This window comes from Flavobacterium sp. ACN6 (assembly GCF_002304005.1).
Classification (GTDB): Bacteria; Bacteroidota; Bacteroidia; order Flavobacteriales; family Flavobacteriaceae; genus Flavobacterium.
Genome location: NZ_MRCQ01000006.1, coordinates 1 through 20742 on the forward strand (window position 1 = coordinate 1; position 20742 = coordinate 20742).

A 20742-nucleotide genomic window follows, 5' to 3' on the forward strand; every position below is an offset into this window, starting at 1 on the left:
AACCTCAGAACCTCAGAACCTCAAAACCTCAGAACCTCAGAACCTCAGAACCTCAGAACCTCAGAACCTCAGAACCTCAGAACCTCAGAACCTCAGAACCTCAGAACCTCAGAACCTCTAGAAACCTCTTTGTCTTTTTGCTTCAAAAATAAGAATTGCGGCTGCGACAGAAACATTCATGCTGTCAATTTCGCCCTGCATTGGAATAATGATATTTTGAGTTGCGGCGTCGCGCCATTCTTGTGTTAAGCCAGTCGCTTCTGTTCCCACAACCAAAGCGGTTGGAGTTGTAAAATCTTGGGTATGATAAGAAGTTGAATTTTGTAGTGTCGCGCAGTAAAAATCGATTTTATTTTCTTTCAAAAAAGTAATGATTTCGTCTGTACTTCCAGTCGCAATTTGGTTGGTAAACAAACAGCCGACACTAGAACGCACAATATTCGGATTGTATAAATCACTTTTTGGATTGGCTATTAAAACAGCATCCAGATTTGCAGCATCTGCGGTTCTTAAAATTGCACCAATATTTCCTGGTTTTTCAGGTGCTTCGGCAACTAAAATCAACGGATTGTCTGATAATTTTAAGTCGGATAGTTTTAAGGATTTGCTTTTGGCTACAGCCAAAATTCCTTCGGTTGTATCTCGATAAGCCAATTTTTGATAAACTTCTTTGTTGATTTCGATAATTTGAAATGAATTCTGAATCAGTTTGTTGATTTCTGTTTCAGTAACTAATTCTGGTAAAAATAAAACAGTTTCAATTTCGTAACCGCCTTTTATCGCTAATGAAATTTCTCTCAAACCTTCGATCAAAAATGTTCCGGTTTGTTTTCTGGCTTTGGCTTTTTCTTGAAGTAGAACCAAAGATTTTATAAACGGATTTTGAATTGAAGTGATTTGTTTCATTTTTTTAAAGGCTCAAAGTTGCAAAGTGGCAAAGGTACAGAGATTTTTTCTTACGGCAAGATTTTTAAAACCTATAAAAAGGTTGTCGCAAATTTCAATAATTTACACTAATTCTTCTCGTAATGAAACAAAATGAATTGGTGTAAATTCTTGAAATTCGCGGCAAAAAAGCTATTCCTCTGTAGAATTATGTTCCTCTAAAAGTGCCGTTTCTTCTTCAGCAGGTTTTGAAACTACTTGGTCTTTACTGCCAAAAAGGAATTTTTTGATTGCTGCAAAAGCCGCTATAATTCCGATTACGATGATTTTTCCAAATTTTGCCAAGATGGCAAAGAATCCCACTTTTGCTAATACTTTTCCAGCCACTAATCCGCCAATTGTCCAAGCGGCAACCGTGTCGGTATCGGCATCAAAATCTAAGTATTTGTTTCCGTCATTAAATTCAACACTTTTGATGATTCCAGGAATACTAGCTTTTACTTCTTCTAACTGATTTACACCAGCAACGGCAGAAATATTATACATTCCTTTTCTCCCTAAAACTCTTAAATCATAATTTAAAGTATGGTCTTTATCTGCGCCAAACTGCAATTCTTTTGCCCAGTGCAATACTTTTAACTATTTGTCATAAAATGGTTTAGATGCCCAGCCAATTAGCTGTACTTCAGGATAACCAGCCGTTTTACGTTCCACATTTGCTGCAGCAACATCTTCTTTCATTGTTTTAAGAAGATCATCATAATCAATATCATCTGCGTCATCATCTTTCACGTAACCATCACCTTGATAACTGATTACAAACATCCAGCTGTCCATGTGCGTAACACCTTTTCCGTCTGGAACAATTGATCCCAGAATAGATTTATCTTCTGGATTTCCCCATAGACTGGTTAAAACGTTTTGGGTTTGTTCGGCATTTAAAAATTTGAATCCTTTAGGCACATTTAAAGTTCCGTCGCCTTCAGGAAGTGTAATTTTTCCTGATTCGTAATTGAACGATTTTTCAATTTTGTCGTAATACGCTTTTAACGTATCAGTGGATTGCTGCGCCGTCATTTTGGAGATTGAGATCGTCCATAACAAAACAAGTAGTAGTGTTTTTTTCATTGGGTTGATTTAAACGGTTAATTAATTATTTAGGTTTTTTTGGTTTCGTTAAAATAATTCTGAAATTTCCTTTTCGACAGGATGCGAGGTTTTAAAATCATATCCCATAAATTTGGCTAAAGTTTGGGCAAATTGCTTTTGATAGAATTGTGAGTTGGTTTTAATCTCTCCTTTTGGAGCAATTTCTGGCCCCATTGCTGCAAACCAAATTTCAGATGCACCAGGAACATCAGAACCATGATCCGTCCATTGTGCTTTTACTTTGTCACCGCGGCCGTGATCAACGGTTATAAAAAGAGTAGTTTTATTTTTGTACTGTGGATCATTTTGAATAAAAGTCCAAATTTCCTGAATCCATTTATCAACTTGATTTGCAGCATCTAAATACGAACGATATTGCCCGTGATGTGCCCATTCATCGGTTTCCCCGTAAGCGATATACAATACTTTTGGCTTTTTTGTTTTCAGTTCGTCCATTGCCTGATAATGCGTAAAAACGTCCAGACATTCGTCTTGATGAAAAGGCTTAAACGAATTATCACGCATTTCATTTAATAAATTTTGAGCAGAAGTTGGTTTGTTTCCACCCACTTTATCAAAAGCAGAGATTACGGGGAAACCACTTCTTTCTTCGTTTAGAATTCTATCAAAAGCATCCCAAGCGCCAAAAGCCGCTACTCTTCCTTTTAGTTTGGACTGCTGATTTAAGAATTCCAAAACATTGACATTCGGATTAGCTTTGTAGCCGTTTGAGTTTACTTTTAAATCAACATTTCCAGTCATGATTTCGCTGTACCCCGGATAACTAAACCAATACGGGTTGGCAACATCGACTTTATTTCCTAAATCCCTATTGCCGTAAATCTGTCCTTTTGATGCAATTTCAGACCAGAAAAAAGGCATTAGTTTTTTGCGTGCTTCTTTGATGTCGGCATCGGCATATTTTTTATAAATGTAAGCGCTGTCTCCCTGATTGAATTTTTTATCATTGGCAATTGCAGCATCCATTCCTTTAAAAACTTCCTGCCATCTAAAACCATCTGTAGTAATGATGATTATGTTTTCTGTTTTTTGCGCAAAAGATTTCCAGCTTAATAAAATGAACAGAATTAGAATCGAATTTTTCATTTTTTATTAGTTTGAAATTACATTGATTGAATTTAAATTTTTTCAAAACTACTTAATTTAATTAATCAATTCTTACGTGATAACGTAATGTAACCATAAATTAATAAAAGATAAATGAATTCACCATTTCACATTTCACAACAAGCATTTCACAACCTTTACAACCTTTACAAAATTCCTCTCGACTTAATTTCCAAATATTTATTAATAGCGTCAAGCGTAAGATTTTCAGGCTGTGTTAAAACAGAGTGGATTCCATATTTCTTTAGTTCGTTGACAATTAATCGTTTTTCGAACATGAATTTTTCGGCAATCACTTTATCATAAACTTCCTGAATGGTGGTTGTTTTTTTATTGATGATGCCATTTAATTCTGTATTTTGAAAAAACACAACGACCAATAAATGACTTTTGGCAATTCCTTTTAAATAAGGTAATTGACGATTTAAACCGTCCATTGTTTCAAAATTCGTGTACAGAATAATCAAACTTCTTTGATTGATGTTTTTCTTAATATCAACATACAATCTGCTGTAGTCACTTTCGAAAAAATCGGTTTTTACGTTGTATAATGTTTCGAGTATTTTCTGCATTTGAGAACCTCTTCTTTCGGCAAAAACTCTGTTTTCTACCTTTTTAGAAAAAGAAAAAAGTCCCGCTTTATCTTGTTTTTTCAAAATAACATTCGATAAAACCAAAGCCGAGTTAATTGCATAATCTAATAAACTCAATCCGTCAAAAGGCATCTGCATCACGCGGCCTTTGTCAATTGCCATATAAACGGTTTGCGATTTTTCATCCTGAAACTGATTGACCATTAAAGAATTTCTTTTGGCAGTAGCTTTCCAGTTTAATGTTCTTAAATCGTCGCCTTGCACATATTCTTTAATCTGCTCGAATTCCATTGTATGACCAATTCGGCGGATTTTCTTGATTCCGTATTGAAATAAATTATTGGAAAAAGCTATTAAATCGTATTTTCTTAACTGAATATAAGAGGGATATGTTGGAACCATTTGATCTTTATCAAAAGAAAATCTTCTTGAAATCAATCGTAAAGGGGAAGAAACATAAACGTTTAAAGCGCCAAAATGATATTCACCGCGTTCTGTCGGGCGAAGGTCATAACCGATTTCTTTTTGTGTCGAAGCTTTTATCGTTTTTATAATTTTGAAATCGCGCACTTGAAACTGAAACGGAATTTCGTCAATTATCTTAACTGAAATAGGAAAATTATAGTGATTTTTTAAATTGATTCGTATCGGATTTAAATCTCCATTTGATAATTTTTCTGGCGTAATTCTCTCTGCTTCAAGGCCAGTTCTTGCTATATATAGAATTAAAACGTCAAGGCATACAAAAGTCACCATTGCCAAAACAATAAGCCAAACCGCATTATAAAGATTCGGAAAAATAAAAGCACAGATAAACATTCCTATAATGCCTAAAAGCACATAGAAAAAGAAATTATTCAGGTATAGACTTTTTATGAATTTCATTTTTTTAGTTTTCAGTCTCAGTTTTCAGTCTCGGTTTTCAGTCTCGGTTTTCAGGAATCAGAATAACTGAAAACTGCGACTGCGACTGAAAACTATCTCGGAATCTCAACTGTTTCAATAATTTGTTTAATGATTTCTGAACTTGTAATACCTTCCATTTCACGCTCTGGCGTAACAATTACACGATGCTGTAAAACAGGAATTGCAGCTTCTTTAATATCTTCCGGCGTAACAAAATCACGTCCGCGGATCGCAGCAAAACCTTTCGCAGCATTTAATATTGCAATCGATGCACGAGGAGAAGCTCCTAAATATAAAAAGGCATTTTCACGCGTATTTACTACAATACGAGCAATATATTCCAATAAGTTTTGCTCCACTCTAATTTGTTTAACCAAACCTTGGTATTCTTTGATTTCTTCGGCAGAAAGAATGGTTTTTATAGCATCTAATTTTCCGTGATCTTGCAAAGAATGTTCTCTTTGAATGATCAAAATCTCTTCATTTAATTTTGGATAATCGATAGTGATTTTGAAAAGAAAACGGTCTAACTGCGCTTCAGGAAGACGATAAGTTCCTTCTTGCTCAATTGGATTTTGCGTTGCGATAACCAAAAATGGGGCTTCTAGTTGATAAGCAGATCCGTCAATTGTAATCTGGCGTTCTTCCATAACTTCAAAAAGTGCAGCTTGCGTTTTGGCTGGCGCACGGTTAATCTCATCAATTAAAATTAAATTGGAGAAAATAGGTCCTTTTTTAAATTCAAATTCTGAATTTTTCAAATTAAAAATAGAAGTTCCTAAAATATCCGACGGCATTAAATCTGGCGTAAACTGAATTCTGCTGAAACCAATATTCAACGTTTTGGATAATAATTTGGCTGTAATAGTTTTAGCAACTCCAGGAACGCCTTCTAAAAGGACATGTCCATTTGATAAAATAGCAACCAAAAGCTGGTCAACCATTTTGTGCTGCCCAACAATTACAGTTTCAATTTCTTTTTTAATCGTATTTACGTGCTCTAAAAGAGGACCTAAATTGATTCTGGTTTCAAAATTCACATTATCATTCGTGATTTCGTTTGATGTTGTATTGATATCGTCCATAATTGGTATGTTTTATTTTTTGCCACAGATTAAAATGATTGTCTTTATTAATCTTTTAAGCTGTGGCACTATTTCTATTAATGTAAAATCTTTTCTATTGCTGTATTTATTCGGATCAAATCTTCCTCAAGACTTCCGTGATAACTCTTTCTATGATTATTTATTAAATCGACCAATTCTTGAATGTCTTTTTGGTCTTTACCAGTTTTGTAATGCAGTTTCTGCACAAAATCATCATCTAAATTTGTCGTATCAATCAAATAATCTGTTCTGATTTTTTCTAGAAAATAGATAATCTTTTTATCAATAATATTGGTATGATCGCCTTCTTGATAATATAAATTCCCGATTGTTTTGGTAAAATCGACTGTTAGATTCTGCAATGGTTTTACAATTGGCACAACGCGCTGTTTGCGTTTCGCATTAAAAATCATAAAAATCAAAATACCAATTAAACCTAAATACCAAGCCCATTTTAAGGCAGGCTGCGATAAAATATAACGCAGTGGAGAATTGGAAATTCTTTTATCATTGACGCTCTTATTGTACCAAAATACATTTCCTTTTGTAAAATAAGACAATACATTTTCTGCATATTGATAATGATCTTTTTTCAGCAGGTTGTAATTGGTAAAAGCTACCGGCTGTGTGTGTAAATACACATAACCATTTTTATACGGAACTTCAATAAAATTAACTTGTCTCTTATTTTTATTACTGTTTTGATAGCCTAAAACTTTTGTATTAAGAGTATCTATTTTCGAAAAGTAATCGCTTAAACCCGTATTAAAAGTATATTTTTTTGAGCTTACTTTTTTATTCGCCATCCAGATTGAAACATTTTCCGATGGCATAAAATCAGTCTTTAATTCGACTTTTAAAGAATCGAGTAATAGTTTCGGAAATGCTTTCATACTCAAAAAAGCCTTATTTCCATGCGAAACAAAATATAAAATCTCTTTCATAGATTGGTCGTCAATATTGTTGGCTTCAGAAATAGCAATGAAAGTACCTTTAATTTTATAATTCTCTACATCATCATTATCGTCGTATTGCGAATCCAAATATTCATAAGGTGTTTCACTAGAAATTTTTTTGACTTTTTGATTCTTAAAAAAGTTATTAAATTCCTGATCGAAAATGTACAATCCGAACGGAATTTTATCATTTACAGAATAGGTGGGAGTCCAGTCAATAGGTTTTGGTTTTCCCTTGTCTGTTAAAAGTACTATACCGAAAAGTAAAACCAGTACAGCAATGTATATTTTTACATTTTTATCCATTACCAAAGGTTTTTAAAGCTTTTTTAAATCTGTTTTCCGTTTTTCTAAATATGGCATCATCAATCTCAAATTCGCCGTACCAGATATAATTGTACAAATAAGACAAATAGGTAAATTCTTCTTTATGAGAAGGCTGCCTTAATTCGTATAAATAATCTGAATTTGTTTTTTCGATATCCCATTCAATATAATTATGCTGTGCCATAACTTTTAAAAGCCAGAGATAATAATATCGAACAGCGATTCTTCTTTCACCTGTTTCAATACTTTCTTTTATTAGTTTTTCGAAATCTAAAAGGTGAATATTTTTTTCGGCATCAGAATAAAAGATGGATTTTTTATTGGCATTTTTTCCAAAAATCCATTTACCCTCTTGTTTCGTCAAAGCTCTAGCAATAAAGTAAATCAATACAATGACTACTAAAACAGCAATAACCCTAAATAAAATAGCAACAAAATTCAGTGATGTCTTGACACTTTTAAATTTGAAAAGACTTGCAAAGATTCCCGCCAGCCAATGAATAAAATGATCCCACCAGCTTTTTTCAGGTTCTTTATATTCGTAGATAAATTCGGGATCAGTATATTTTTTTTTGAAGTTTTTCTCAAAATGCTTGGCTTCGACAGTATTCGAATCAACTTGAATATCCTTTTCGGTATATTTAATTCCAGCAATTTTTGGTGGTTCTTCAGGAATAACAATTGAATCCTGAGCCTTAGAAACGCCGCAGCAAAAAAGAAAAGATAAAATAAATAATAATCTTGTCATTACTTGGTCTTAAAGATTTTTGGCGGTTAAAGAATGAATTTTTTTGTGCACAATAAAAGGATAAATCAAGTAATAAAATGAAATAATCGCAAGCGTAACTAAAATAATTAAACTGCTTAACCAATTTGGCATATCGATAGAATATCGGGTAATAAAACCTTCTAAAAAACCGGCACTTATTGTGAAAGGAAAAGTACTTAAAAATATTTTAAAACTGTTTTTAAATCCGATTTTAAAAGAATTTATTCTCGAGAAAGTTTTAGGAAACAGAATAGAAGCACCTAAAATAAATCCAGCAGTAGTTTCTATCACTATGGCAAAAATTTCCATAGAACCATGAATCCAAATTCCTCGAACGCTTTTCCAGAAAACACCATGTTCGTAAAAGAAATATTGAAACGAACCGAGCATAATACAGTTTTGAAGAAAAATGCTAAAAGTTCCTATACCGGCAAAAATTCCGTAGAAATAACATTTAGCGCCAACAAAAAGATTGTTTACCGTAATACCAATAAAACTACCCCAATTACTGCCAGAACCATATACAGCCATTGGATTGCCTTTTTTGATGTTTGCCAAAGTCATATTTACATATTCGTCACCTAAAATCAAGCGAACAAAATCGGGATCGAAACGGGCAGAAAGCACTCCGATCGAAACGGTGACAAAAAACAATATAAAAGCATAATACAAATACCTTTTGTATTCGTAAACCAGCAGCGGCACATCAATTTTAAAAAAATCTATAATTTGATTGCTGTCTGTTCGTTTGGTTTTATAAATTTTTTGATAAATCTGAGATGCAAGATGATTTAAGTAGACAACCGTTTTACTTTTAGGGTAATACGTTTGGGCATACGCCAAATCATTCATCATTTGAATGTATAAATTAGCTAATTCATCAGGATTTTTTTTAGCTTTACCGAAAATTGCCAGCTCGAATTCGAGCCATTTTTCTTTATTTTGTTTTATAAAAGCGATTTCTCTCATTGTTGGCTAAAATATAAAATATGTCAGAATTATCTATTAATACGACGCAAAATGTCAAAATAAATTTTATTGCCGCTTCTGTAGGCGAGCGATTGGGTGCTTTTTTTATCGATTTGGCTATTATATTTTGCTATTGGCTAACGGTTTCGCTGGTTATTTTTGACTGGCTTCAAGTCGAACGCATAATGGCAAACATAGACGGCTGGTCTAAAGGAGCCATTTATTTATTTATCTATTCGCCCATTATAGTGTACTCTTTAGTTCTCGAAAGTGTTTTTGAAGGACAATCAATGGGAAAAAAATTAGTCAAAATTAAAGTGGTTAAAATTGACGGTTATCAAGCTGGTTTTGGCGATTATTTAGTGCGATGGTTTTTTAGGGTAATCGATTTTTTCAGCCTTTTTGGTCTTCCAGGGATTATAGCGGTAATTACAAGTCAAAAGTCACAGCGATTGGGCGATATGGCAGCGGGAACGGCGGTTATTACTTTAAAGAATAAAATTAATATCAGCCATACTATTTTAGAAGAAATTGGCGATTCTTATGTGCCGACTTATCCTTTGGTCATTAAACTTTCAGACAATGATATGCGCATCATTAAAGAAACATATCAAAAAGCCGAAGCCAAAAATGATCACGAAATCATTTATAAATTAGTAGCAAAAATTGAAAATGTAACCGGCATTAAAAACCAATCTGGAAATAACAGCGATTTTATCCGAGTAATTTTGAAAGATTACAATTTCTATACCCAGCATATGTAATTTTTTTCTTTAATATTATTGCGAATTGTTTTTCAGGTTTACGTTTTAATTTTTTATATTTAACTGATTTATTATCTCTTACATTTTTAAATTAAAACTTCCTGATATGAAAAATAAAAAACCATTCCTTATTGTATTAATGTTGTTTGCTGTCGTTTTTAGTTTCGCTCAAGGCGGAAAAAAATTAGATAAAATAATAAAAAGAGATTATCAGATTATTGAAGGAACCATTTCAAAAATATCTGATAGAACAGTAGAATATTCACTTCCAGGAGAAACACTGCAGATTTCGCTTGACGTTTCACAAATTGCCAGAATTGATTTTGCCAGCGGAAGATCACAAACTTTTGATGTTAGTGCAGGAAACAGCGCGCCGTCATCTTCCGGTTCATCAGCAATAGTTTCTTCCGAAATGAAGCCTAATACAATTGCTGTACTTCCGGTACCGTATGTAAATTCAGATACTCAGGAAAGTTCCGAAGACATGGCAAAATTTGCTCAAAATGATCTTTACAACAAACTTCTCGATAAATCGTCTAATATTTTTCCGTTAACTGTTCAGGATTTAAGAACAACAAACAGTTTACTGCACAAAGCGGGAATTGACCACAATAACATTGACGAAACGCCAATTGAAGATCTCGAAAAAATTCTCGGCGTTGATAATATTGTTGCAGCAAAAGTTTCGTATACTATTGGTACTAGTACAACTGCAACCACTTATAACAGCGGAAGTGCAAAAGTAAGCGACAATAATAAAAAGCTAAAAACAAATGATGTTTCGACAACTACCGCAAACAATCAGGCGTATTACTATTATACAGTGTATTTTGACATGTATAAAAATAAAGACAAAATATATTCTCAAACCCGTAAACCTTTCTTGGCAGTAAAAGACAGCTGGATGGATTCTGTTACTTACCTTTTAAAAAGAAGTCCGATTTACGTTAAAAAATAACAGAATATAGTAATGCAAAAATTCAAATCTAAAATTGATTTATGGTTTACAATTCTTGTTGGCATATTATTTACGCTGATACTAATAAGATTAGCTTATGATCAAAATTGGGTTGGTTTTATTTTTATACTAATTGTAGTCAGTTATGTTGTCTACTCTTTTTTAACAACTTTTTATGTCATTGAAGGCGATAAACTGAAAATAAAATGTGGTTATTTCTTTAATTTTTTAATTGAAATTAAAGACGTACAAAAAGTGTCGGAGACTTTTAATATTATAAGTTCGCCGGCGCTTTCTTTTAACCGATTAGAAATTTTATATAATAAATTTAATACGCTGTTAATCTCACCAAAAGATAAAAATAGATTTTTAAAAGAGCTAAAGAGAGTAAATCCTGACATAAAAATAGTATTAAAAAAATAAGGACAATTACTAAAATCTCTGCATCTTTGCATCTTTTTAACTTAAGAAGAAATGTTTCACTTACTTGATATTATTGGGACAATGGCGTTTGCTATGTCTGGCGCTTTGACAGCCATGCATAAAAAATTGGATCCGTTTGGGGTTTTTATTATTGCATTTGTTACCGCGGTAGGAGGAGGAACACTTCGTGATGTTTTAATCGGGCGTACGCCAGTAGGCTGGATGCGCGATATGCAGTACGTATACGTTATTATTTTAGGTTTTTTTCTGGCTATTATTTTCAGGAAAAAGTTTGATAAACTTAGAACTTCACTATTTCTATTCGATACAATTGGTTTAGGGGTTTTTACGCTGATTGGACTAGAAAAAGGAATCATGATCGGACTTCATCCTGGAATTTGTATTGCTTTGGGAACAATGACGGCTTGTTTTGGAGGCGTAATAAGAGATATTTTGTGCAACGAAATTCCGAACGTCTTTAGAGAAGAAATATACGCCACAATCTGTATTTTGGGCGGATTCGTATTTTTTGGTTTAAGAACACTAAATTTAAACGTCGATGTTTTATATTTAGTTACATCATTGGTAATTATAGTTATTAGATTGCTGGCAGTGAAATACAAATGGCATTTAAAAGCATTTGATCATAAATAAATTAAAGTGGCAGATTATACCGTAAAAAAATACAATCACAACGATTTTGCACTTTGGAACGATTTTGTCGCTCAGGCAAAAAATGCCACATTTTTATTTCACCGTGATTTCATGGAATATCATAAGGATCGTTTTGAAGATTTCTCGCTTTTAGTTTTTGAACAGGATAAATTACGCGCCATTCTTCCGGCCAATATAAACGGAAATGCTGTTTACTCTCATCAAGGACTTACATACGGCGGTTTGGTATATTTGTCTAAATTGAAAGCAGAAAAAGTGGAATCTATTTTAGATGAAATTTTGCTTTTTTTGAAAGAAAATCAAATAGAAACCTTTTATTATAAACCACTTCCAGATTTTTATTTAACAGAAGGAAATAAAGAAATTGAGTTTTTTTTATTAAAAAGAAAAGCAGTTTTAGAACGAAAAGAAATGAATCTAGCGGTAAACTTATCTGTGCCGTTAAATATTTCGAAAAGTAAATTAAAACACTTTAGAAGAATTGAAAACTTGGATTTGGATATTGTCGAAGAACAAGAATTTAATCCGTTTTGGGAAAAAGTTTTAGAACCAAGATTACTGGAAAAATTCAATACGAAACCTGTTCATTCCAAAGAAGAAATAACACTTTTAAAATCGAAATTTCCTCAAAACATCAAACAATTTTCGGCTTATAAAAATGATGAGATTATTGCTGGAATCACGATTTTTGAGTCCAAGAATGTGGTTAAATCGCAATATGGCGCCATTTCAAAAAAGGGAGAAGAATTTCGTGCACTCGATTTTTTGTTCATAAATCTGATGCATAAATACAAGCGAAAAGGAAAACATTTTTTCGATATGGGAATTGTAAATTCAGATACCGAAGATTATCATATTGGACTTTTGAAACAAAAAGAAGAATTAGGCTGTTCTGTTTACAGTCAGGATTTCTATAAAATTGAAATAAATTGATACCATTTCTAGATCTAAAAAAAATCAACGAACCGTATGAAACTGCTTTTCAGGAAAAATTGAAAACGGTTTTAGACAACGGCTGGTATATTTTAGGAAAAGAAGTGGAAACGTTTGAAAAGGCTTTCGCCGAATATACACAGTCCAAATATTGTATTGGAGTTGGAAATGGTTTTGACGCTTTAGTTCTCATTTTTAAAGCTTATATCCAACTCGGAAAACTCAAAAAAGGAGATGAAGTAATCGTTCCAGCCAATACTTACATCGCAAGTATTTTAGCCATTTTGCAAGCCGATTTAGTGCCGGTTTTGGTTGAACCAAAATTAGAAACGTACAACATAAATCCAAATTTAATTCAGGAAAAAATTACATCAAAAACCAAAGCAATTTTAGCGGTTCATTTATACGGACAATTATCTGAGATGGATAAAATAAATGAAATTGCAGAAAAACATAATCTTATTGTTGTAGAAGATGTTGCACAATCCCACGGTGCAAAAATAAATAAATTTCAAAGTCTAAATTCCAAATTCCAATTTCAAAATGTCACTCTGAGCGAAGTCGAAGAGCCGCAAACTGCATCCGCTTATAGCTTTTATCCTGGAAAAAATTTGGGTTGTTTAGGTGATGGTGGAGCGATTATAACAAACGATGCAGAATTAGCAGAAATACTTTTTTCACTTCGTAATTATGGTTCAGAGAAAAAATACCATAACGAATATGTTGGCGTAAACTCTAGATTAGACGAACTACAGGCTGGGTTTTTAAACCTGAAATTACCCAATTTAGACGCCGATAATAAAAAGAGAAGAAACATCGCGAAACGTTATTTATCCGAAATCAAAAACGATAAAATAATACTGCCGTTTTGGGATTTGTCAAACAATCACGTTTTTCATTTATTTGTCGTTCGCAGCAAAAATAGAGACGATTTACAGGGTTATTTAACCCAGAATAATATTCAGACCTTAATTCATTATCCTATTCCGCCTCACAAACAAAAAGCATTTTTAGAGTGGAATAGATTATCGTTTCCAGTAACGGAAAAGATTCATAATGAAGTTTTAAGCCTGCCAATGAGTCCTGTTTTAACAGATTCTGAAATTGATTTTATTATTGAAATTTTAAATCAATATTAATTTGAATTTCTACAGCAAAATAATGCAGACCAGTTTGTTTAAGATTACTTCTTTAAACAGTTTAAGCGTTGTTTTAAAAATTGGAATTGGATTAATTACCTCAAAAATAATAGCTATTTTCGTCGGTCCAAGCGGAATGGCGCTGATCGGAAATCTGCGTAATTTTTTAACTTCATTAGAAAGTATTTCTACCTTAGGTTTTCAAAACGGTATTGTAAAATATGCGGCCGAAAATGAAAAAAAGCAACCCGAGCTTCAAAAAATAATCACCACTGTTTTTATAACCTTAGCAGCCACAGCAGTTCTTTTAGGAATTATTTTATTTTTTACCGCTTCCTATTGGAACACTAGAATTTTTGGAAGCAATACAGAATATTTGTTGGTTTTCAAAGTTTTGGCTTTGGCTTTGCCTTGTTATGCAGTTTCCATTTTTTTCGTCGCCTTGATAAATGGTTTAGGAAAATTTAAAAAAGTAATCTGGATCAACATTATCGGAAACACAATTGGTTTGCTGGTTTCACTTTTTATGATTTTGCAATACCAAACAATTGGAGCTTTATTGGCAATCGTAATTGCGCCTGCTTTATTGTTTTTTGTGACGTTTTACTTGGTTCAAAAAGAGATTCCTTTTTTTCAAATCATAAAATTAAATTGTTTTGATTTCAAAATTTTAAAAAACCTCTCCTCATATTCTATAATGGCTTTGGTTTCTTCGGTTCTCGGGCCTTTTGTATTCTTAGCGGTTCGAAATCATTTAATTCAAAATTTAGGAATTGAACAAGCAGGATATTGGGAAACCATGACGAGAATTTCGTCTTATTATCTCTTGTTTATCAGTACCATTTTGACGGTGTATTTTTTGCCAAAATTGTCAAAAGCATCTACAAATAAGGAAACTAAAAGTATTTTTTGGCAGTTTTATAAGTTCATTGTGCCAGTTTTTATTTTGGGTTTAATTGTACTTTATTTTATCCGTTTTTTTGTTGTTGAACTTCTTTTTACCAAAGAATTTCTGCCTGTGACCGATTTATTTTTCTGGCAGTTTTTAGGAGATATTTTTAAAGTTTGTGCACTGATTTTGGGTTATCAGTTTTTTGCTAAAAAAATGACATTAGCCTTTATACTTGCAGAATTGTACTCGTTATTTGTTTTCTACGCAGCCAGTGTATATTATACCCAGATATTCCAAATCGAAGGCGTTGTATTGGCTTATGCTTTTCAGAATTTAACTTATTTTATTCTTCTCGCGATATATTTTAGAAAAAGTTTGTTTTAGTTCTCGCTCCATTTCTGAACGTAATCCTGCGTGATTTTTACATAGTGATGCTCTTTTTCTATAAAAGCTCTGGCACGTTTTCCTATTGCGGTAATTTCTTCGGGATTTTCAATTAAAAAAGACAATTCATTTACTAAGTAATTTACATCAGGAATGGCATTTATACACACTTTTTCTGTAAGATTATAATAGTCCATAAACTCCGTTTCGGCGTTGGTAAAAACCACTTTTCCTTTTGCCATCGATTCCAGCGCATTATAACCCTGATCGTATCCGTAAATTTGATCTAATAAAATATGAGAACGATTATACAAATTAATATACTCAGAATAGGGAACACTTCGAGCCGTGATTATTTCAACTTTCGAACCATATTTTTTTTCTATTATTTCTAAAGCTTTTTCAAAATAATCATTTCCTTTTTTTAAATAATTATCATTATTAATTCCGTGAAAAATGACAATTTTTTCATTGATTACAAGAGGTTCAAATTTCAGCTTGTCAATATTTATAGGATTCGGAATCATTCCGAGATATTTAGGATTTCCTATCAACGGAAGATGGTAATCTAAATCGGAAGCAATTATGCCGTTACAATTTTTATAAATAAATTGATGCAGTTTGAAAAATTCTTTTTTAGTGAATTTCAACACATTAGCAAAACTCTTTTTATCAATTTTATGATTTTGATATAACGGAATTACAGATTTAAAATCAGGGTTTTCAAAACAATATTTGACATTTAAATAATCGTAACCCGAACTTAATAAATATAATTTCTTGTTGTTTTGTAAAAGACTCGAAATGATCTTTTTTTCGAAATAATAAGTACATTGAAAGCTGTTTTCGTTAATCAATTGTACGACATCAAAACCAGAACAGTGTTTTTCAAATTTTAAAAACTGGCGATAGGTTAAATAAGAACTGATATCAAATCCAGAAAGTCTATAAACTGCAATTTTTACTTTTTTAAGCAAACCAGTTTCCCATTTTTTCTGAATAGGATAGTCGACAGGAAAATTTTTAAAACCGTCTTTTTGACCAATAATAAAAACATCGTGTCCTAATTGCTGCAAACCATCTTTTAAAGAATTGTGCAAATGACTATATTCTCCTACCAGTAAAACTTTCATTTATAAGTTGTTTTAATATAAATTTCGAATCTGTTATTTTAAATAATTTATTTTGAATCCACCAAAAATATATTAAAAATTTCAATATTTATCAAGCGTCCTTACAAGACGCGATGTGACATACCTTTTAAATTTCTAACGATCAGATGTTCCTACGGAACAATAAATGTTGACGCAGCATTATTTTGCAAATATATTTTCGTTCGTAGGAAAGATTCTTTTTTAGTTGCCGGCCAAATATTTCTCAGGAACAATAACGGAGACGCATCATTTATTATTTGAACATTTGTTTTAGTTCCGTAGGAACGTTTCATTGTACCAAGTAAAATGTCTAAGGAGCAATAAATTTAGACGCATCATTTTTATTATTTAACATTTGTTTTCGTTCCGTAGGAACGTTTCATTGGTAGCAAAAATTGATTGGATGCTCATTTACGTTCCGTAGGAACGTTTGATCATTTCAAAGATTCATTTAAGATTGTTTTTTATCAGATATAACAAGTTTTTAAATCAGAATTTTTCAAGCAGGTTACTATATGTGTATATTTGACAAATATATTTACTTTTTCGGTTAAAAACATGAATAAAAAGAAAGTTGCTATTGTTTCAAATTCTTTAGGAAAAGGAGGGGCAGAACGTTTTGCAGCTTTATTGACTTTTATGTTAGAAGAATCTGGTTTCGAAGTGCATTCGATTATTGTAAATGATGTTGTCGATTATTCATACACAGGAACTTTGTTCAACTTAGAAAAAGAAAGTTCGAGTTCTTCCTCTCTTTTTAGAAAGTGGCAAAAAGGAGTTTTATTACGCCGTTATTTAATTCAAAACAAAATAGAAATTGTCATCGACAGCAGAACCAGAAATGTATTGCTGCGAGAATTAATTACCCGATTCATTTATCGTAATGCAAAAATCTATTATATCGTTCACAGTTATAACTTTAAAAATTATTTTCCTTCATCCGTATTCTGGTCGAGAGTACTTTATAAAAATGTCGAGGCTGTAATTTGTGTGTCAAAAGCAATTGAAGAAAAAGTAAAGCAACTTTATAAATTGAATAATACAATTACGATTTATAATCCTTTTTTTATTGCTGATGAAGAGGTTGTAAAAGAAGTTGATGCAGCCGGAAAGGTGATTTTGTTTTTTGGCAGATTGGATGAAAAAGTAAAAAATTTCACTTTGATGCTCGAAGCTTTTTCACTTTCTAAAGTTTTCCTAAAAGGATATCAATTGCATATTATGGGCGACGGAAATGATTTGGAATTTATTCAGCAGAAAATTAATCAGTTGAATTTGAGCGGGCATGTTCAATTATTTCCTTTTAAAGAAAACCCTTTTAATGAAGTTCGCGCAGCAAAATTTACCATATTGACAAGTCATTATGAAGGTTTTCCGCTTTCCATAATAGAATCATTAGCTTTGGGAACGCCAGTTGTTTCTGTTGATTGTAATTCTGGGCCGAGAGAAATTATTAAAAGTGAATTTAATGGTTTACTGGTTGAAAATAATAATTCTCAAGCTTTAGCCGAAGCGATAAATCGGTTTGCAGATGATTACGAATTGTATAATTTTTGCAAAAAAAACACTGTAGATAGTGTTAAACATTTGTCTCTAAAAACTATTTCGAAACAATGGAAAAATCTAATTCACACCAATCAAAAATGACAAGTATTTCAGATATTCAATTAATTGAAATTCCTAAAATTCAGGATAGAAGAGGAAATCTTTCTGTGGTTGAAGGAGATACAATTCCTTTTGTTTCCAAAAGAGTGTATTATTTATACGATGTGCCAAGCGGAAGCAAAAGAGGCGGCCATGCGCATATCGAACAGCAGGAATTTTTAATTGCATTAAGCGGCAGTTTTGATGTGATTTTAAAAGATGGAAAGAATAAAGAAACCATTACACTTAATAAGCCAAATGTGGGTTTGCTTATCGTTTCGGGGATTTGGAGAGAGCTGCAGAATTTCTCTTCTGGAAGCGTTTGTTTAGTTTTTTCCTCTGCCGAATTTAATGAAGAAGATTATATTCGAGACTATAAAAAATTCAAGTTATTTAAAGACAGATGATCCCAAGCCTAAATTGGCTAATACTGTTTTTACTTGGATTAAAAATACTAAAGCAAAAGAGGGAAGATTTAATAAAATTCTTTTCTTAAAGCCTAAATTCTTTAAATCAATTGGCTGTGAATATTTGGCAAAAAGTATTTTTTCGCCAGCTATTTTGCTTTTTATCGCCAGTGAAAACCGATTTAAATCCAGAAATTTTTTTAAGTCCGAATTGGTTCTTTCTGCCTCTTCGAATTTAGAAAAATCCATTTTTTCATGTAACAATTTACTGTTTTTCGAAAGACTTTCAGGATCATAAACATATCTCGCTAAAATTTTCCAGGAGAATACAATTGGAAATATAAGTCCAATTCTAATCCATAAATCCGTGTCTTGACCGCTTTTTATTTTGGTATCAAAATTTCCAGCTTCGGCAAAAACAGTTTTATGAAAAACGGCGCATGAAGTACAAAGAACCGTTTCTTTTAAGCTCGCTTGAAAGTAATTTACAATTTCAAATTCGCTGTCTGATCTAGGAATCGAATATTGTACAGGAATTATTTTTTTGGAGGTATCAAATTCAATTGCGCCCGCAAAAACTTTTTGATCTGGCACTTTTGAAATTAGAGTAAACATAGTTTCTAAAAACGTCGGATACCAATAATCATCTGCATCTAGAAAAGTTATAAAATCGGCATTTGCTTTTTCAATTCCGTAATTTCTGGCACTCGAAGCACCTTCATTTTTTTTGCTGTAATAAGTAATTCGTGAATCTTTAAACTGCAGTAATTTTTCTTCGCTTTTATCTGTAGATCCGTCATTAATTACAATAATTTCATAATCCTGAAAAGTTTGATTCAAGATGCTTTGTATCGTATTTTCGATAAAATTTTCTTTGTTGTATAGCGGAATTATGATAGAAAAGAAAGCCATTTATTTTGATTTTAAAATGCTGTAATGACCTAATTTATAAATATCAAATAGAAAAAGGGATGGTTTTTCTGAAACTAGATTTCGTTCAATTTTCGATTTTAATAGCTTAAAAATAAAAGAGAAAACGTAAAGCATTTTTACTGTTTTTAAAAGTTCAAATGATGCAATAATGCGGCTTTCATTAATTGAAATTTTATTAGCATTATTCAAAAACGCCAAATTTTCTAATGCTGTTCGTGTCTTGTTTAAAAATAGGGCAGAAGTCTCTAAATTTAAATGAAAAACTGGATTTTCAATATGAGTTATTGGAATATGATTTGATCTTAAAACGGAGAAAAAAAGTAAATCTTCATAGCCGTATTTTGTCAATGTTTTATCAAAAGGAAATTGAAGTAGGATTTCTTTTTTGATTAATAAATTGGAAACCAATGCGAAATCAGATGGATTTTTGCTTCGTTCCGATAACGGTAAAGCTTCTCTTTCTCGGCCATAAATCCAACGTAAAAGCAGTTCTTTTTCAGGTTTTTTACTTTCGTATAAAATTCCTCCGAAAACCACTTTTTGGTTCCTTTTTATTTCAGAAACATAATTAGAAATAAACTGATTGTTAGTTGGAAATACATCGGCATCCAAAAAAAGTAAATAGTCATAAACCGCTTTTTTGGCTAGTAAGTTCCGAATGGCGCTTCGTCCAATATTCTGTTCTAAAACAGTAAAAGAAACGTTTTTAAATTGCTTAATTCTTTGGTTTTCAATGGTGAAATCGTGCGAAGCATCATCTAAACAAATAATTTCAAAAGGAATAGTACATTCCAATGCTTGTTTATACAGTGTTTCTACAAGAGAAAAAATGTTGTAATTGTAAACCGGAATTACTATCGAAAGCATTACACGCTTCTTTGCACCACTTCGAAGATTCTTTCATCTTCACATTTTAATGTTTTAGAAGGGAATTTCATCAATAATGCATAATCGTGCGTAGCCATAATAATGGTTTTTCCAGTAGCATTAATAGCTTTTAAAACTTCTAAAACTTCAGAACTAGTCTGCGGATCAAGATTTCCTGTAGGTTCATCGGCCAAAATAAATTCTGGATCATTAAGAAGTGCTCTTGCAATTGCAACACGCTGTTGTTCCCCGCCCGAAAGCTGGTGAGGCATTTTATTTACGAAATCTTTCATGCCTACTTTATCCAGAACTTCATCAATTTTATGATACATCGCATCTTTTTCATGCCAGCCTGTTGCTCTTAAAACAAAAAGCATATTGTCTTTTATAGAACGATCTGGAAGTAATTTAAAGTCTTGAAATACAATCCCGATTTTACGTCTCAAAAACGGAATATCATTTTCTTTTATTCCTGCCAAATCAAATTCAACGATATGTCCTTCTCCCTCAACTAGTGGTAAATCAGCATATAAAGTTTTTAAAAAACTACTTTTTCCAGAACCTGTTTTCCCGATGATATAGATAAATTCACCGTGGTTAACATCTAAATTAATATGAGATATAATTTTTCTTCCTTCTTGATATATAGTGACTTCTTTAAGAGATAGTACGGTTTGTGACATAATAATGTTGATTTGAATTGTAAAAGTAATAAGATAACGCTTGTATTCAAAATAAATTTGAATCATTTCTTAAGAAAAAGTTTAAAAAAATAAACCCC

The 20742-nt window shown here is 32.2% G+C and carries 20 protein-coding genes and 1 pseudogene; 9 read left to right on the top strand and 12 right to left on the bottom strand.

The window, feature by feature from the left end:
* Window positions 1-117: 117 nt before the first annotated feature.
* The 8 genes and pseudogenes from BSF42_RS10430 to BSF42_RS10470 form a co-directional block, all read right to left on the bottom strand.
* Window positions 118-906: an RNA methyltransferase gene (locus BSF42_RS10430; RefSeq protein ID WP_095953037.1), complete on the bottom strand. Its 789-nt coding sequence runs from the start codon at window positions 904-906 to the stop codon at window positions 118-120.
* A 171-nt stretch (window positions 907-1077) separates the two neighbouring features.
* Window positions 1078-2013 (bottom strand): annotated as a pseudogene (locus BSF42_RS22685) (DUF2167 domain-containing protein).
* Window positions 2014-2061: 48 nt separating this feature from the next.
* Entirely contained in the window at window positions 2062-3141 is a 1080-nt protein-coding gene (locus BSF42_RS10445) for a phosphoglyceromutase (protein WP_095953040.1), read from the bottom strand.
* 167 nt (window positions 3142-3308) lie between these two features.
* Window positions 3309-4640 carry a DUF58 domain-containing protein gene (locus BSF42_RS10450; protein ID WP_095953041.1) on the bottom strand — a complete coding sequence of 444 codons (1332 nt, stop codon included), beginning with the start codon at window positions 4638-4640 and terminating at the stop codon, window positions 3309-3311.
* Window positions 4641-4732: 92 nt separating this feature from the next.
* On the bottom strand, window positions 4733-5746 hold the full coding sequence (locus BSF42_RS10455) for a MoxR family ATPase (protein WP_095953042.1): 1014 nt from the start codon (window positions 5744-5746) through the stop codon (window positions 4733-4735).
* A gap of 77 nt (window positions 5747-5823) precedes the next feature.
* On the bottom strand, window positions 5824-7029 hold the full coding sequence (locus BSF42_RS10460) for a DUF4350 domain-containing protein (protein ID WP_095953043.1): 1206 nt from the start codon (window positions 7027-7029) through the stop codon (window positions 5824-5826).
* Window positions 7022-7798, bottom strand: coding sequence for a DUF4129 domain-containing protein (locus tag BSF42_RS10465; protein ID WP_095953044.1), 777 nt, complete (start codon window positions 7796-7798; stop codon window positions 7022-7024). The genes BSF42_RS10460 and BSF42_RS10465 overlap by 8 nt, the downstream gene beginning before the upstream one ends.
* A gap of 9 nt (window positions 7799-7807) precedes the next feature.
* A complete protein-coding gene (locus BSF42_RS10470; protein WP_095953045.1) occupies window positions 7808-8788 on the bottom strand; it encodes a stage II sporulation protein M in 981 nt (326 codons plus the stop codon).
* A gap of 20 nt (window positions 8789-8808) precedes the next feature.
* On the opposite strand from BSF42_RS10470, the gene BSF42_RS10475 reads away from it, so the two are divergent.
* The 7 genes from BSF42_RS10475 to BSF42_RS10505 all read left to right on the top strand — a co-directional run bounded on the left by BSF42_RS10475 (window position 8809) and on the right by BSF42_RS10505 (window position 14956).
* Complete coding sequence (locus BSF42_RS10475; RefSeq protein ID WP_095953046.1) at window positions 8809-9552, top strand: RDD family protein; 744 nt, start codon at window positions 8809-8811, stop codon at window positions 9550-9552.
* A gap of 106 nt (window positions 9553-9658) precedes the next feature.
* Window positions 9659-10510: a hypothetical protein gene (locus BSF42_RS10480; protein ID WP_095953047.1), complete on the top strand. Its 852-nt coding sequence runs from the start codon at window positions 9659-9661 to the stop codon at window positions 10508-10510.
* A gap of 12 nt (window positions 10511-10522) precedes the next feature.
* Window positions 10523-10933, top strand: a complete 411-nt coding sequence (locus BSF42_RS10485) for a PH domain-containing protein (RefSeq protein ID WP_095953048.1) — start codon at window positions 10523-10525, stop codon at window positions 10931-10933.
* A gap of 51 nt (window positions 10934-10984) precedes the next feature.
* Entirely contained in the window at window positions 10985-11587 is a 603-nt protein-coding gene (locus BSF42_RS10490; protein ID WP_095953049.1) for a trimeric intracellular cation channel family protein, read from the top strand.
* A gap of 6 nt (window positions 11588-11593) precedes the next feature.
* The gene (locus BSF42_RS10495; protein WP_095953050.1) at window positions 11594-12541 is read left to right on the top strand and encodes a FemAB family protein; all 948 of its coding nucleotides are present in this window, start codon (window positions 11594-11596) and stop codon (window positions 12539-12541) included.
* On the top strand, window positions 12538-13680 hold the full coding sequence (locus BSF42_RS10500; RefSeq protein WP_095953051.1) for a DegT/DnrJ/EryC1/StrS aminotransferase family protein: 1143 nt from the start codon (window positions 12538-12540) through the stop codon (window positions 13678-13680). Before BSF42_RS10495 ends, BSF42_RS10500 begins: the two co-directional genes overlap by 4 nt.
* 1 nt (window position 13681) lies before the next feature.
* On the top strand, window positions 13682-14956 hold the full coding sequence (locus BSF42_RS10505; protein ID WP_253251027.1) for an O-antigen translocase: 1275 nt from the start codon (window positions 13682-13684) through the stop codon (window positions 14954-14956).
* Here BSF42_RS10505 and BSF42_RS10510 read toward each other — a convergent pair.
* Window positions 14953-16089, bottom strand: a complete 1137-nt coding sequence (locus tag BSF42_RS10510; RefSeq protein ID WP_095953052.1) for a glycosyltransferase — start codon at window positions 16087-16089, stop codon at window positions 14953-14955. The genes BSF42_RS10505 and BSF42_RS10510 overlap by 4 nt on opposite strands.
* Before the next feature lie 579 nt (window positions 16090-16668).
* Between BSF42_RS10510 and BSF42_RS10515 the strand changes: the two genes are divergently transcribed.
* Together BSF42_RS10515 and BSF42_RS10520 are read left to right on the top strand one after the other, a co-directional pair.
* Complete coding sequence (locus BSF42_RS10515; protein ID WP_095953053.1) at window positions 16669-17757, top strand: glycosyltransferase; 1089 nt, start codon at window positions 16669-16671, stop codon at window positions 17755-17757.
* Complete coding sequence (locus BSF42_RS10520; protein ID WP_095953320.1) at window positions 17754-18161, top strand: FdtA/QdtA family cupin domain-containing protein; 408 nt, start codon at window positions 17754-17756, stop codon at window positions 18159-18161. The genes BSF42_RS10515 and BSF42_RS10520 overlap by 4 nt, the downstream gene beginning before the upstream one ends.
* On the opposite strand, the gene BSF42_RS10525 is transcribed toward BSF42_RS10520, so the two are convergent.
* Genes BSF42_RS10525 through BSF42_RS10535 form a run of 3 tightly spaced genes read right to left on the bottom strand, consistent with a single transcriptional unit; the run spans window position 18144 to window position 20644 of the window.
* Window positions 18144-19073: a glycosyltransferase family 2 protein gene (locus BSF42_RS10525; protein ID WP_095953054.1), complete on the bottom strand. Its 930-nt coding sequence runs from the start codon at window positions 19071-19073 to the stop codon at window positions 18144-18146. The two genes, BSF42_RS10520 and BSF42_RS10525, sit on opposite strands and share 18 nt — an antisense overlap.
* Complete coding sequence (locus BSF42_RS10530; RefSeq protein ID WP_095953055.1) at window positions 19074-19961, bottom strand: glycosyltransferase family A protein; 888 nt, start codon at window positions 19959-19961, stop codon at window positions 19074-19076.
* The gene (locus BSF42_RS10535; RefSeq protein ID WP_095953321.1) at window positions 19961-20644 is read right to left on the bottom strand and encodes a cell division ATP-binding protein FtsE; all 684 of its coding nucleotides are present in this window, start codon (window positions 20642-20644) and stop codon (window positions 19961-19963) included. Before BSF42_RS10535 ends, BSF42_RS10530 begins: the two co-directional genes overlap by 1 nt.
* Between the last annotated feature and the right edge of the window lie 98 nt (window positions 20645-20742).